This window comes from Paenibacillus sp. FSL R5-0908, from assembly GCF_038006245.1.
Classification (GTDB): Bacteria; Bacillota; Bacilli; order Paenibacillales; family Paenibacillaceae; genus Paenibacillus_AQ; species Paenibacillus_AQ odorifer.
In genome coordinates this window covers 1,881,140-1,896,422 of the sequence record NZ_JBBOUV010000001.1, presented here as the reverse complement: position 1 = coordinate 1,896,422, position 15,283 = coordinate 1,881,140, and the positions used below count along the sequence as shown (strand labels likewise).

Sequence of the window (15,283 nt, the reverse complement as noted above, 5' to 3'; positions counted from 1 at the left end):
CCTCATAAAAAAGAGATCAACGATGAATAACATCGTTGATCTCTTTTTAGTTTGATCCTTACTACAACAGTTAGCGACCAAACCATCTGCTAACTTGCATAACTATTTCAATTTGAAATAGATGGACGTTTTGTCGGACTCAAGCTTACTATCGTTTCTACGAAGAACAAGGCTGTTCTCCTTGCCTTTGATAATTGGCAAAATAACTTTACCCGAAGCTTCAAAAGAACCCGGTTTACTTGGGGTGACTTCAGGAAAATCAGCCAACAGCTTTTCGATATTTTCTCCGAGAGATCCCTCAAAATAATCACTAGAGCCACCAATATAGTATTGTCCACTGGAAGTTTCTGCTCCCCAAATGCTAGGTGTAAAACTTGAAAGGAACTTCCACCCTTGGCCCTGACTACCTTTTACAAGACTGGCGTTCTTCACCTTAAGCGTTACATCAAGCAGGACATAATCTACAGCTACATCGGGATCAGTGACATGTTCTTCAAACCCAAGAGCTTTTAATTGTCCGAGAGTAGTCGACGTAACCTTATTGATAGTGAAAGTATATTGAGCAGATGTTGAATCGCCCTTAGGGCTATAATAGTTATCAAGGTCCGTATAAGTAAAAGAAGTACCCAACTTCACTGCATCTGCAAACGAAGCGCCGCTGTTACTGGAAGTTGTAGCGGAAGATGATGCAGCAGGCTTTGGTGTTGCCTGCGGAGTGGACTCGGTTGCAGGCGGAGTAGATACGGTTGCAGGCTTCGCAGTAGCTTGTGCAACAGTATTGTCCTTATCCGGGACAACGGATGTTGATGTACCGCCGTTCGCCGATGTGATCACAACAGCTTGACGACTATTGTCCCATTTCACAGTTGCTCCCAGTGCTTCAGATACAGCCTTGGCGGATACATAGCTATGGCCCTCATAGATAATTGGGTACATTGTTCCTTCACTACTCGACAGGTTCACTTTCTGATTATCCACTTCAATACTGATGGCCGCATTCTGATATGCAGAAATCTTCTTCAATGTCGTGTCTGCGTAAGCGACTGCACCCACAGCCAACAGCATTGAGCTAACTGTAATAATTGACATGACTTTCTTGCTTGTTACCTTTAGCATCTTACACTCTTCTTTCATGTTTATGTATATGAATCTCGAAAATTATATCACTTTATATCGAATTTTGTAAATATTGGTATGATAGGATATTCGTTCTTTATTTGTGAATACTTAAAAAAGACACATTTCCATTGCCCAACGCCACATTTCGTCTCAAAATGTCCGATGTTTTGGTAAGCCTTAATAAATATGACCTTGTTGCTAGAGTCTGATAATATCTGAAAAAAGGTAGACTTCTGTTTCGTGACATTTTTTTCCGTTTCAGTTTCAACTTAACGGAACATACACACAAAAAATCGCTGCTCATCTCCACAAGGAGGTGAGCAGCGATGCTTAAAACAGAAGAACGCAAGGGATGGTTGCACACGTATTTCCACTCTTCAGACTAAATATGGCCATGAGTCAATTCAGACTTTTTTCTCTGCTGCCGGGACTACTACTTCCAGATACGGTACAGAATGACTGCCGCTTCTGCACGGGTAAGCGTATCGTTCGGTGCAATTCTATGGCTCTTTCCGTTTACGACTCCGGATTTGATCAACAATGATGCACTGTCTTTTGCGTAGCTGGAAATGCTTGCTTCATCAAGATAAGCAGCAGCTACAACGCCGCTCGCCTTAACTTGCTTGCCGGCTGCCGCCAGTGCGCGTGCTGTCAGCACCATCATATCTTGTCTGGAGATATTGCTATTGGGTCTAAACGTATCATCTTTAAAACCTGTAGCAATTCCCAGTTCCTTCGCAATGACCAGTTCATCATAATAATAGTCCGTCTTTTGGACATCGTTGAACATTATTGCACTTTTGCCCGTTCCCTTCAGTTCAAGCGCTCTTACGAGGAGAGCAATGAAATCCGCTCGTTTGATTGAATCTGCAGGTGAAAAGCTGTCCGTTGACGTTCCTTTGATGATATCGCGAGCCGCCATAACGTCTATAGCTTGTTTGGCCCAAGTCAGATTCTGCAAATCTCCGAAGTCTTTCTTTACGAAGTTTACTGCATAAGTGCTGAAGTGGGTTGTTTGAAAGACAACCGTTTGGGTTGCAGCATCATATCGGCCGTTCGGAACCGGCAGTACGTTGCCTTTTCCATCGATGTACCAAACGACGATAAGCTCTGGATGGCTTAGCTCCTCCGCTGTCGGCACGTAAGGAATGGCTACCGTTACAGGTGCTTTAGGGTTATTCCAAGGAATAACTTTGTCACCTGCTACTACGCTTAGACCGATAATTGGACGGTTACCAATCATATCGCGGGTAGCAGCTTCCAAGCTGTCCGTGGTGACTTTACTTATTCGTATAGATACTTGCTCAGCATTGTCTGTTATGTTGGACAGCATATTGCTTGGAATTTGAATTGTGGCATTTTCCGTCTTAAGCCATAGTTCAAAGTTTTCTTTTCCCATTAGGTTTTGGGTCGGTAATTGTATATCATACCCTTTCGCGTCCGTTTGCTTTGGCACTTCAATGATAATTTGTTTTTTGCCGTTTGCTGCTACAGTAGCCTGTTCAAGCGCTTTTTTCATGTTGTCGCTGGAGATCGTACCTATAACCCGCCCGTTATCGGACTTTACCTCCAGTTTAATCGTAACAACACCATCTTTGTTTGTAATGGCTCCAGGCTGTGGAGTTGATACTACATTACCCGAGTTACTGCTACCCGTTGGTGCATTTGTTGGTGCTGGCGTCGCTGTTGGAACAGGTGTCGGGGTTGCCGATGGTTCCGTTGGTTTTGTTGGATCGGTTGGGTCAGTTGGGTCAGTTGGGTCTGTTGGACTCGATGGTGTCGGTGTCGGAGCTGTTGTCGGCGTTGGAGCTGTTGTCGGTGTTGGAGCTGTTGTCGGCGTTGGAGTTGGTTCCGGACCTGTAGATTTACCCTTTAGAGTAAGCACACCATAAACGGATGTGTCCATATATCCAGTTCCGCTCGTATCATTCCACGCCGCGACACTTTGACGTGAGCCCTCTTTAGCATCGTTGATCTGTATATCGAAACCAAGCTTTTTATCGTTGTCCGGTGTGATCCCTTGAAGTGGGATCTTCACTTCAACCGTATAGTTTGTTCCGGAAATCTGGGTTGCCGATTCAAAGCCGGCTGCGATACTTAAAGGATTAAATGAAGTCTCGTTGTCAAAATTAATTCTGTACTGGCCGTCATCATCTTGATAGAACGTCGTTTTCCCATTATTTTGATCCACGAAGATTTCGACCGAATCCTGTTCATGTGCATTCACGCTGCTCTTATCAAGCTGCGTATCGCTCACCTGGATCAGGACATACAAATTTTGATCATCCCAGAGTGCTTTGGCTACTCCACTCGCTCCTTGCCAAGCGGTTTGATACCGATTGACCGGAATCTCAGGGGTCTGGCTCCAGATTTCGTCAACTGTTCCGTCTATAACAGGTGCAGCGTATTTGGCAGTAGATTGATTGGCTTCTACTGATTCAGGCTCATGCTCTTCAATGAAGGTATCAGGATCGATAACGCCATAGTAAGCCGGCTTGGCTTGCAGATTTTTATCGAATAACAACGGATTGGATGAGGCTCTCCAGCTTGTGTTATCATCCATTCCCCAAAAGGTAACACGTTTGATAGAATCAGCGTGATCCCTGAAGATATTTAACAACTGCGCATACAGATAACCCTGCGCATTAGCAAGCTTTTCAGAGAGCTGATAGTTGGTTCCAGCCTGAATGTCCAGCTCAGTTATGCTTACTTCGACACCCAAGGAAATAAACTTTTCCAAGGAAAGCTTCACATTCGCTGGGTTCGTATTAATGCTGTAGTGCCCCTGCATGCCAACACCGTCGATAAGCAATTTGCCAGGGTGAGTCAGCGCGTACCTATCATTGATTTCTTTGACCATACTGTAGATGGCTTGCGCTTTATTCTGATTATCTTCGTTATAATCGTTGTAATAGAGCTTAATATCCCAATCTGGATGCACGTCCAGTACTTTTCTTGCCGCCAGGAAAGCTTGCTCTACGTAATCTGCTCCAATGGCACTTTTCCATGGGGCAGATCGCAGCGCTGTTTTCCAATCGGTTGGGTTGGATGGATTATCGCTCATCGCCTCGTTTACAACATCCCAGGAGATCACCTTGTCACCAAAATGCTCCATAACGGTTTGGATATGGGTCTGCAAATTCATAAGAGCTTCATCCCGTCCCAAGGGGATCGTGTTGTTATCTGCGTCTGTTGTTGTATTCAGCCATGCAGGCGATTGTTGATGCCATACCAACACATGTCCATGCATCTGCATGCCCTCCGCCAGTACTTTATCTACAATTGTATCTGCCGCGGTAAACGTGAAGTTGTTCTTCGTAGGCTGTAACGCATCCGGCTTCATGGCATTACCTGCCGTAGCGACATTGTGATGCATTTTCAAAAGCTCAAGTCTGACACCTTCCAGGTCCTCAGCGGTTATCGCATTTCCAATCAGAAAATCATTCTGATAAGCATCCTTAATCGGTATCAGATCTTTTTCAATATCGACCGGGCCAGAGCCTACCTTTTCAAAATTAATATCATCGATATAAAAAGAGGCCGTGCTGTTACTGGAGCTTTCCACATAAATGGTCAAATACTCACTGCTTACATTGTTATAACGGTAGGTTCCCTCGAACTGAATCCAGCCATCGCTTGCACTGATGGTTTTAGGAGCGAGCTGCACATAATTGGCACTGCTGCCATTGCCAACCTGCGTGGACAGCTGGAACTGCGAGCTTGCAGGCTGGATCAGCTTGATCCATAACGAAATTTTATATTCGTAGCCTTTGTCCACATACTTCTCCACACGTAATGTCGGCCCATGCCATGTACTGGTTCTGCCCTCAACCTTCAAAGCATATGAACCACCATCCGTATGATTCGCTTCATTAGTAACCGTAAGCGTTTCAGTACCTGCTCTGCCTTCAAAACCACCTGCCGTTTGATCCTCAAAAGTAACAGTGGTAAAAGGTAAAGCTGGGTCTCTAGGTGTTTCTGGTGTTGGAGTTGGCTCTACTGTAGCCACCTTTTCTGTGACCAGTACATCCCCAATGTAGAACGGAACCGTTTTCCCGTCATCATTGGATTGAACGCGCAGTGTCGTATCTTTGTCCGTATCCACGGTAAATTCTTTCGTCAATATGACCGCTTGGCCTGCTTCATAATTCGCATTTGCCAAAAGAGCGTAGCTGCCTATCGCTTGAAGATAAGCTTGGGCACCGCTAGGTACAATCACATCAGCGTCCACATATACGGATGTAGTTACCGTGTAGGTTTTGCCGTTCTCTAGGCCCATGTCGCTGAATTTAAAATCAGCCGCGTCCCAGTTATTCGCTCTGTTGCTTACATATAAAGCTGCCCCGTCAGCATTGCCCGCAAAAATTTTTCCGGTGACAGGGGTTAGGTTAGCGCTACCTGATTGTGAGGCTAAACCTTTGCCACTCGCAAAAGTTTCATGATAGATTTCTTTATCCGTTTCCGTCACTGTTTTTTTTGCTGTAATGAGGAGCTCTCCAATGTAGAACGGAACCGTTTTCCCGTCATCGTTGGATTGAACGCGCAGTGTCGTATCTTTGTACGTATCCACGGTAAATTCTTTCGTCAAGGTGACCGCTTGGCCTGCTTCATAATTCACATTTGCCAAAAGGGCGTAGCTGCCTATCGCTTGAAGATAAGCTTGGGCACCGCTAGGTATAGTCACATTAGCATCCACATAAACGATTGCAGTCACTGTGTAGGTTTTGCCGTTCTCTAGGCCCATATCGCTGAATTTAAAATCAGCCGCGTCCCAGTTATTCGCTCTGTTGCTTACATATAAAGCTGCGCCGTCAGTATTGCCGGTAAAAACTTTATCATTCACAGGTGTAAGGCTAGCACTGCCTGCTTGAGCTGCAATCCCCTTGCCACTCGCAAAGGTTTCATGATATACCGTTACCCTATCTGATGATACTGTCGTATCCTGCGCCGCAGCTTCAGTAACCGGAGCGATCCAGCTTGTAGGAATAAGCAAGGCAGCTGCGAGTAAGATCGAGATTACTTGTTTAAGCATTCTACTCATTTAATGCATTCCTCCTCTAGTGATTTTCATAAAAATCAGTTAATGACCTACCTTATTAGCACCAGCCCTATATTCCCACGCTAATTTCCTTACCTGCTAAATCCTCAATTTCAACAGTGGTACAATCATCCCGAAGAGCAGTAGAACATCATCACAAATGAGTCTATTTACTTACAGATCCCCTCCTCATATGTAAACGCTTTCATGTGTACTCACACTATTTTACAGCCTCGCTGCTACGCACTACTACGCTAATATTAAAGGTGTTACCCCCCATAATTATAGGAAAACCTATGTATGATTAAAGATTCTACGAATTTAACCCAAAAAGAAAACCCCACTTACGGACCGTTGAACGTAACGGAAGGTAACGGGGATTGGGTTTGTTATTTGTTCTGCCGCATAATTACAGGGTCTGTTTGGATAACGCTCCAAAATATTCTACAACTACCTCTCGAAATTCCAAAGCAGCCTGCGAAATATACCGGCTCCTGTGCCACAATAAAGCTATCTCCCTTTCCAATTCGTGATTCTCTACTTGGAGGTATGTGATATCTTCCCGTGAATTCCGTGCCGTGCTTGGTATGAAAGCTAAGCCAATTTCAGCTTCTACAAGAGTGCTAAGCCTTGCAGGTTCATCCCCCTCATACACATATTTAGGTACAAATCCAACTGATTTGCATACAGAGTCTATTAAATCGCGAGTACCATAGCCACTCTTTACACCAACAAACCATTCATCCCTTAGCTCTGTCAAAGATACACTGCTTCGATTGGCCAGCCTATGCCCCTTTGGAACGGCAACAAGGATTGGATCGATAAAGACGATTTGACATTCGATGTCATCCCCTTTTATTGGAGGTGAGGATAAGCAATAATCAACCTCTCCTCTATTAAGAAGTGTAACCATTTCCTGCGTGGTCAGCATTTGCACATGGTATTGAATATCAGGCCGCTTTTTCCGAAACTCTCGCAGGATATTGGGTAATGTGCTTGCGGTCGTCACCGCTAATTCGAGTGTGCCATGTTCAGGACTGGATAAATCGCTAAGCTCCTGTTTTCCCTGCTCCAATTCAAACAATGCCCTTTCAGCTCGGCGAAGGAACCGGCTTCCGGACTCATTCAGTCGCAGCTTTCTTCCTACACGATCGAATAAAGGTACCCCCAGATCCTCCTCCAAACGCTGAATCGTTTTGCTTAGTGATGATTGAGTAACGTGTAGATTTCGTGCAGCTTCAGTCATATGTTCCAACCGAGCTACCGCGAGAAAATATTGCAGTTGCAGAAGTTCCATTTCGCACCTCCGTTCATTCCCTCAAGTCAATGAGATCATAACATAAAATGCGTTGGAATGAATAATCGATTTCAAGTACGATGACATTAATAAGCTTTAGGGGGATTTAAAATGAGTGTTCGCAACAGGTGGTTAATGATTTCAGTAGGTCTGGGGATTTTATTGAACCCTTTAAATTCTTCGATGGTGTCTGTGGCTATTCCAAGGCTGCAAAATGTATTCCAGCTTGACTATACAGGTGTTTCCTGGATTATTTTTTCTTTTTACATTGCAAGCAGCATCGCTCAACCTGTCATGGGAAAGGCCAGCGATTTATTCGGCCGGAGGAAAATATTTCTTACCGGGCTTGTCATATCCTTCATTGCAGGTTTATTAGCTCCCCTCTCCCCAAACTTTGGTTGTCTCATCGTGTTCCGTATTGTGCAAGCCATTGGAACTAGCATGATGGTTGCCGTTGGAATGGCCATTGTGCGGATTCATATTACGGTGAAACAAGCGACCGCACTGTCTGTTTTATCCATCTTCCTATCCGGCGCGGCAGCAATAGGACCCTTTATTGGCGGGGTTATTATTCACTGGTGGGACTGGCCAGCTATCTTTTTCGTCAATATTCCATTCGTGGTCGCGAGCTTTCTATTATCTTGGAGGCATATCCCCAAAGACGAACCGTCAACAACCGTTACCCGGGGAATGTCCCTGCGCAAATGGTTTGATTTGATTGACGCGTCAGGAATCCTGCTCTTCACTGTGGGGCTGGTTGGCGTGCTCCTTGGATTGCTTTCAGCAAAATCATCCGGACATATCTCATTAATACATGTCATTACCTTGCTAACAGGACTCATTCTGCTGGGGGCATTCGTCCGGCATGAGCTAAAAGCGGCGTCACCCTTTATTCCTTTACGTACATTTGCCAAATATCCGGCAATGACTTGGGTTAATGTTGAATTCATGCTCGTTAATGTACTTTTTTACTCACTCTTTTTCGGGATTCCATCCTACTTGCAAATGGTACGTCATGTCAGTGAATTCCAAACTGGGATTCTCATGCTAACGCTGGGATTATGCTCGCTGGTTACTGCTCCAATAGCAGGACGATGGATCGATAGATCAGGACCCCGGCCAGCATTGCTGGTGTCCGGGGTCCTGATGACATTGGGATCAGTGTGGCTTGTGACCTTAAATCAGACTTCACCGGTGATCAGTGTATGTGTGGCTTTAGCTGCATTTGGTATTAGCAACGGATTGAACAATGTCGGCCTGCAAGCAGTCTTGTTCCAAAGTTCTCCAAAAGAAATCATCGGTGTAGCCTCCGGATTATTTAATACATCGAGATACCTGGGAACCATTCTCTCTTCATTGTTAATAGGTATCATAATGGGAGGTAAGTTTAGCTTCGAGGGATTTCAAGTCCTTGGGGTTATCCTCACGATAATTGCATTGTCTTTGGTATTCATGAGTCGGAAGCACCGTGAATCAGGGCAATTGCAGGAGTCGGCTAATTCGGGCGCTAGCAAATAGGAAAGGGCAGACAAATAAGACCTGTCATCAGACAGGTCTTGTTTTGTTCTTTTAACGAGATCAATTGATCCCCCTTCTGCCACTTATAGAGTTTTTAAGCTTACTTTGCATATAAAAGGTATATACGATACCTCCAAAAAACAATCCAACAGTTAGCCCATTTGCTGAAGAATAAATGATATGAAACACGCTGCTATGGTAAAAAATCAACATCACATTCAGAATATATTTAACAATAAAATTCAGTAGAACAATAAATAATGGAAGATAACTTTTCTTCTTGAATACTACTGATTCTATTCTAACAAAGGATTGGTACCTCTTATTTAAAAAATAGCCAATCAGGAAACCTGGAATGATAAAGATCATATAACTCGTCAACGTCAGACCTAATTGAGGAAAAGTAGTTGTTATTGTCCGTAATCCCCATGCCATAAAAATAAGCGGGGCAATAAACATCCGTGAAAAAACAACAGGCCGTTCCTGAGAATTTTTAATCCCCATTATGAACAAAAGAATGAATAATATCCACACCCATGATGGTGTGCTTGAAATTACTTGTGTGACTGTAATGTGCATTATATTTCCTCCTTGTATAGAGCGTTGCAGTTCCACTGTGTTGCCTTACTAATAATAAAAAATCATAGGGACTAACACATCTACACAGCGATTGATTTTTAAGCAACGATACCTCTATCTAGAGATATACAATGTTTGAGCAGAACCCATAAACAAAACAAAAAAGACCGGTTGTGGCCGGTCTTTCTAACTACATGGTTATTTTTTTATAGAACAACTTCTCCCTCTATTACTCTACCATCCCTGTCCGTATAGCCAACACAACAGCTTGTGTACGATCTTCGACCTCAAGCTTTTGGAGAATACGATGAATATGAGTCTTAACCGTGCCCTGTGAAATATTCAAAATTTCCGCAATTTCAGAGTTCCTGCGCCCGTATGCCATTTGTTGGAGTACATCAAGTTCACGTTCGGTCAGAGATTCAGAAAAATCATCTGATGCTTGCTCTGTTTTGTTTAGTTTAGCATCACTCGAAATGGCTGCTATAAGCGCCTTACTTGCAGTAGGTGTCCTGTAAATTGCATTACCTTGATTCGCCCAGCGTATTCCAGCAAGAACTTCTTGCATATCCGTATCCTTCAACAAGTACCCTACTGCGCCTGCACGTATCCCTTCAATAACATAGGCTTGAACATCAAAAGTGGTTAGAAGTACAATCTTAATTTCTGGATTTACACGGAGAACTTTGCGAGTTGCTTCAAGCCCCGAGGAATTAGGCATTTGAATATCCATTAACACAATATCGGGTTTAGTTTCAAGTGAAACAAGGTAAGCTTCCTCCCCATCACAGGCTTCTCCTACGCATTCCATATCAGGCTGTGAATCTATAATGTACCTTAATCCTTGCCGGACGAAAGGCTGATCGTCAGCAAGTACAATCCTAATTATTTTATCCAAGTGAACTACTCCTTCTCTTCCACAATAGGTCTACATGCAACGGGAACGACTGCCTGCAGGCGAAAGCCATGAGGTTCTATAGACGAAAAAACACAGTAGCCCCCCGATGCTTTACACCGCTTTGTTACGCCATTTAGACCATACCCTAAATTTAAAGGTTCTTCTTTAACAGTTATTCCATTGTCTGTGACCGTAAGGTAAATCGTATCGTTTACTTCTTCAATATCAATGCTGGCAATAGTCGCATTTGAATGACGAAGCACATTGGTTAATGACTCCTGCAGAACTCGATATAACACGATACTTGTTTCAATAGGCCACTCTGTGACTTCCGATTTTTGATTAAGTTTGAACTGTATAGAAGATCTGCTTTGAGTTTGGGATACGAGGCCTTTTAAAGCAACTAGCCCTAAACCCATTTCGTCATTTGACCATTCCTTTACCGCAACTCGAACTTCCGCCATAGCTTGACGAGCAATAGTAATTAACTGGCTGGTGGACTCAGCTGCTCTTTTAGGATCATTTACTTGCATAATCTGAAGGGCTTGCAATTGCACTATCAGTGAAGTCAATTGATGACCCAGTCCATCATGAATTTCGCTGGCAAGCCGGGTTCTTTCTTCTAAAGCTGCATAACGTACCGAATGAACCATAGCTTCTTGAAGTTCGTTATGCGTAGCCTCCAGCTCTTTATGAGTTTTATTTAACTCTTCAAGGTGGAGCGTTGTTAAGTGGTGAGCATCTCTTCTGATTTTTATACTTCGCGCTACGAGGATTACACAAAGCAGCCCTAAAAAACTGCTTAAGGACAATGAATAAATCAGAAAAACAGCAGTAAGTGTAGTGATTCCAACAATAAAAGAAACACGGGGATAAAATCGATTCATAAATAGGATAATAAAATAAAGCGGCCATAGTAAACTTGTATTCGGTGAGCCAAAAACATAATGAAGCATTAATATAATCAAAATCATTATAAAAGTAACAGCATAATATTTCACTTCAGTCCACCAAGCGTTTTTTGCCCAAATCAACACCAGATATAGCAACAACACGATCAGGCCACCTAGAAGGTTAATGAATCCTTGACCGCTATAATCTTTGTAATAGGAAATTGCTAAGAGCAATGACCCAACGAAACGAACCAGATTTACATATATTTTTTCTTCCTTGAATGTAAACTTCACGAGGTTCCTCCAAATTTCTATCTAGTTCAGAACTCAATTTATTACAAGGTTCGACAGTATTAATACTATACGTCAAGCTCAATGCTCAGTCCAATTTCAAGCTCAAAAGACACATTTATGATGTGAAAACAGTTTCGGCAGCTCGATATTTTGAAACTTGTCCCGGCTTGAACCGTAATTTTTAAGAACAACGACACAGCACAGCAGAGAGGAGCTATCCTTAGTGGAATATTACCGCAACAATGTATCCGACAGTTTACAGGATGTTCAGAGTTCAGCTAACGGGCTTACTTCGGCAGAAGTCGACAAACGTCTGAAAGATTATGGTTTTAACGAATTAAAAGGAAAGAAAAAAGATCCTGTTTGGAAGCTTTTTCTTGAAAACTTCAAAGACCCTATGGTAGTCGTACTGCTTATAGCGGCCATTGTCCAGATTGTTATGGGACAAGTTATGGAGTCGCTTATTATTTTCCTCGTCTTGATTCTCAATGCAGTTATAAGTGTCATCCAGACCCGTAAAGCGGAGAGTTCACTTGATGCCTTGCAGCAGATGTCAGCACCCGAGGCCAAAGTGCTGCGTGATGGAGCATTACAAACCGTCCCAGCAAGGGAACTTGTACGCGGTGATATCGTATGGCTGGAAGCCGGCGATTTTGTACCCGCCGATGGCCGGATTATAGAATCGGAAAGCTTAAAAATAAATGAGGGTATGCTAACCGGAGAATCCGAAGCTGTGGAAAAGCATACAAATATCATCGCGAAAGAATCTCCGCTTGGAGACCGGCGTAATATGGCGTTCAGCGGTTCACTAGTTGTATATGGCCGCGGAAGCCTAGTAGTAACGGGAACTGCACTCACTACCGAAATCGGAAAAATTGCTGAACTCATTGAAAGCGCCGAAGCTAAGCAAACGCCGCTGCAGCGAAAGCTCGAAACATTCAGCAAGCAGCTGGGGGTAGCAATTATTCTCCTGTCCATTGTTATCTTTGCCATCCAGGCCGGACGTGTTTGGTTGTCGAATGATACTGTGGATACAACAGAAGCTATCCTGAATGCATTAATGTTTGCAGTCGCTGTGGCGGTTGCTGCGATTCCCGAAGCTCTTTCCTCAATAGTAACTATTGTCCTATCCGTAGGTACTAACAAGATGGCTAAGCAACATGCGATTATTCGTAAGCTACCCGCTGTCGAAGCCCTTGGGTCAACCAGTGTTATCTGTACAGATAAAACCGGTACCCTCACCCAGAATAAAATGACTGTTGTAGATTACTTTCTACCAGAAGGGGAGCGTGATCAATTCAACCAAGTGCCTGAAGAATGGTCTGAAGAAGCCCGGCGGCTCCTGCATATTGCCGTGCTCTGTAACGACTCTAACATTAATGAGGATGGTAAAGAGCTGGGTGATCCTACAGAGGTAGCACTTATTGCCTTCAGTAACAGCAAGAATAAAGATTATAAGGAAATACGCGATAATTTCCCGCGCGAAGCCGAGCTACCTTTTGACTCGGATCGCAAGCTGATGACGACCTTGCATACTTTTAACGGACAAAAAGCAATAATTACTAAAGGTGGACCCGATGTGCTCTTTGGTCTATGCTCGCATGTACTGTTAAGTGGAAAAGAAGTGCCGATGACACCAGAAGTTCTTGAACGCTTCTTCGAAGCCAATGAGGAGTTCTCCAGCAGAGCACTCCGTGTACTTGCCTATGCCTACAAAACCGTACCAAATACGGTTACTGAAGTCGGATTGGAGGATGAACAACATCTGGTGCTCGTAGGTTTGACTGCTATGATTGATCCACCTCGGGAAGCTGTCTACGGCGCGATCGCAGAGTCTCAGAAGGCTGGAATCCGAACCATCATGATTACCGGTGATCATAAGACAACCGCACAAGCGATCGGCCGCGATATCGGCCTGATGACTGAGAATGAAATTGCCGTAACCGGCCAAGAACTCGATGCCATGTCTGATGAGGAACTTGATCAAAAACTTGAACAGATCGGTGTCTACGCCCGTGTCTCTCCGGAGAACAAGATCAGAATTGTCCGCGCGTGGCAGCGGAAAGGCAAAATAACAGCCATGACCGGTGATGGTGTAAATGACGCGCCTGCTTTGAAGCAAGCAGATATCGGAGTTGCCATGGGCAGTGGAACCGATGTTGCCAAAGATGCGGCTGCCATGATTTTGACCGATGATAATTTTGTATCTATTGTCAATGCTGTATCTGTGGGCAGAACGGTATTTGACAATATTAAAAAAGCGATCGCCTATTTGTTCTCTGGTAACCTGGGTGCAATTATCGCCATCCTCTTTGCCCTTATTTTCAACTGGATTAATCCTTTCACAGCGATTCAGCTTCTATTCATCAATCTGGCGAATGATTCTCTGCCCGCCATAGCTCTTGGGATGGAAAAACCTGAACCTAATGTGATGAACAGAAAACCAAGAGAGCTCAAAGAAGGAATATTCGCAGGAGGAATGATGCAGGCCATTGTCACCCGTGGTCTACTCATAGGTATAGCTGTTATCATATCCCTGTATATCGGACTTCAGGATTCGCCTGATATGGGCGTAGCTATGGCATTCACAACCCTGATCTTGTCTCGTACATTGCAGACCTTTGCCGCCCGTTCGAATAGTCAAACTGCTATTGAAGCTGGCCTTTTCAGCAACAAATACGTCATCGGAGCCGTTCTGGTCTGCTTTGCCTTTTACGGCATTGCTCTTCTGCCAGGGGTTAGAGAAATCTTCTCGATTCCGGCTTCCTTTGGAATGTCGGAGTGGCTGATTGCAGCAGGCTTAGCCCTCGGCTCCCTCATCCTAATGGAATTAACGAAGGTTGTTCGAAGAGCTTTTACACCCAAATCTGTTGAACAGAACCCTGTAAATTCCTGAGTAAGCTATAATCGACTGAAAAGACAAAACAGCGATCTCCAATGATGGAGTATCGCTGTTTTTCTGACATCTAGAGTTAAACCCAGAAAAGCTTCTTTTGATTTTAATCAAAATAAAATAATTCTTCGAATTTTTTATCCAACGCAATACATAAAATCAAAGCTAATTTTGCAGTAGGGTTAAACTGTCCGGTTTCAATCGAGCTTATAGTATTTCTTGAGACACCCACCATTTCTGCCAATTGTGCTTGCGATAATTTTTGTTCTGTTCTTGCTTCGCGCAGTTTATTTTTTAAAACCAAAGGTTCACTCATACTAATCACTCATCCCATAAAAGTAAATAAACAAAAACGAAACACTTATAATTAATCCTAAAATGAAATTGAGTAAATGCATCTTTTTCTTAGTTACAGAATACATCCCAAGACCTTCACAGCTCAAATATCCAAAAAACATGGCTATCAAGGCTTTTAATGCAAGATTTGTTTCCTGACTATGATTATATAAACTGAAGACACTTAGAATGCAAAATACAATCAACATTCCAATGAATCCGCTTTTTCTGCCTTTAGCAAATACAAATTCTTTTCCTTCGTCTCCTTTTTCATTTCTGCTTTTTTCTAATATTTCTTCCTTTTTCATAAAAATTTCTCCTTTCAAAGTGAAAAGATGGTGACAAGTTTTCTTGTCATCATTATTATAATACGCCAAGTTTTCTTGTCAAATATAAAAAAGCTCACTCCAATCCAAAG

10 protein-coding genes are annotated in these 15,283 nt (G+C 43.4%); 2 read left to right on the top strand and 8 right to left on the bottom strand.

The features are described from left to right. Positions 1-102: 102 nt before the first annotated feature. From MKZ09_RS08330 to MKZ09_RS08320, 3 genes are all read right to left on the bottom strand, one after another. On the bottom strand, positions 103-1,116 hold the full coding sequence (locus MKZ09_RS08330; protein ID WP_076138015.1) for a stalk domain-containing protein: 1,014 nt from the start codon (positions 1,114-1,116) through the stop codon (positions 103-105). Positions 1,117-1,552: 436 nt separating this feature from the next. Beyond that, positions 1,553-6,160, bottom strand: a complete 4,608-nt coding sequence (locus MKZ09_RS08325) for an endo-1,4-beta-xylanase (protein WP_081394338.1) — start codon at positions 6,158-6,160, stop codon at positions 1,553-1,555. A gap of 406 nt (positions 6,161-6,566) precedes the next feature. Further along, complete coding sequence (locus MKZ09_RS08320; RefSeq protein WP_076138013.1) at positions 6,567-7,454, bottom strand: LysR family transcriptional regulator; 888 nt, start codon at positions 7,452-7,454, stop codon at positions 6,567-6,569. A gap of 111 nt (positions 7,455-7,565) precedes the next feature. Here MKZ09_RS08320 and MKZ09_RS08315 point away from each other — a divergent pair, with 111 nt between their 5' ends. Beyond that, complete coding sequence (locus MKZ09_RS08315; protein WP_076206839.1) at positions 7,566-8,972, top strand: MFS transporter; 1,407 nt, start codon at positions 7,566-7,568, stop codon at positions 8,970-8,972. A gap of 60 nt (positions 8,973-9,032) precedes the next feature. On the opposite strand, the gene MKZ09_RS08310 is transcribed toward MKZ09_RS08315, so the two are convergent. The 3 genes from MKZ09_RS08310 to MKZ09_RS08300 form a co-directional block, all read right to left on the bottom strand. Continuing rightward, positions 9,033-9,551, bottom strand: coding sequence for a DUF6622 family protein (locus MKZ09_RS08310; protein ID WP_076138010.1), 519 nt, complete (start codon positions 9,549-9,551; stop codon positions 9,033-9,035). A gap of 229 nt (positions 9,552-9,780) precedes the next feature. After that, positions 9,781-10,449: a response regulator transcription factor gene (locus tag MKZ09_RS08305; RefSeq protein WP_076138008.1), complete on the bottom strand. Its 669-nt coding sequence runs from the start codon at positions 10,447-10,449 to the stop codon at positions 9,781-9,783. 5 nt (positions 10,450-10,454) lie between these two features. Beyond that, positions 10,455-11,636: a sensor histidine kinase gene (locus tag MKZ09_RS08300; RefSeq protein WP_076206836.1), complete on the bottom strand. Its 1,182-nt coding sequence runs from the start codon at positions 11,634-11,636 to the stop codon at positions 10,455-10,457. A 223-nt stretch (positions 11,637-11,859) separates the two neighbouring features. Between MKZ09_RS08300 and MKZ09_RS08295 the strand changes: the two genes are divergently transcribed. Then, positions 11,860-14,532, top strand: a complete 2,673-nt coding sequence (locus MKZ09_RS08295) for a cation-translocating P-type ATPase (RefSeq protein ID WP_076206833.1) — start codon at positions 11,860-11,862, stop codon at positions 14,530-14,532. Positions 14,533-14,635: 103 nt separating this feature from the next. Here MKZ09_RS08295 and MKZ09_RS08290 read toward each other — a convergent pair whose 3' ends face one another. Continuing rightward, complete coding sequence (locus MKZ09_RS08290; RefSeq protein ID WP_036675786.1) at positions 14,636-14,845, bottom strand: helix-turn-helix transcriptional regulator; 210 nt, start codon at positions 14,843-14,845, stop codon at positions 14,636-14,638. Between the two features lies 1 nt (position 14,846). Beyond that, positions 14,847-15,173, bottom strand: coding sequence for a DUF6442 family protein (locus tag MKZ09_RS08285; protein ID WP_036675787.1), 327 nt, complete (start codon positions 15,171-15,173; stop codon positions 14,847-14,849). Between the last annotated feature and the right edge of the window lie 110 nt (positions 15,174-15,283).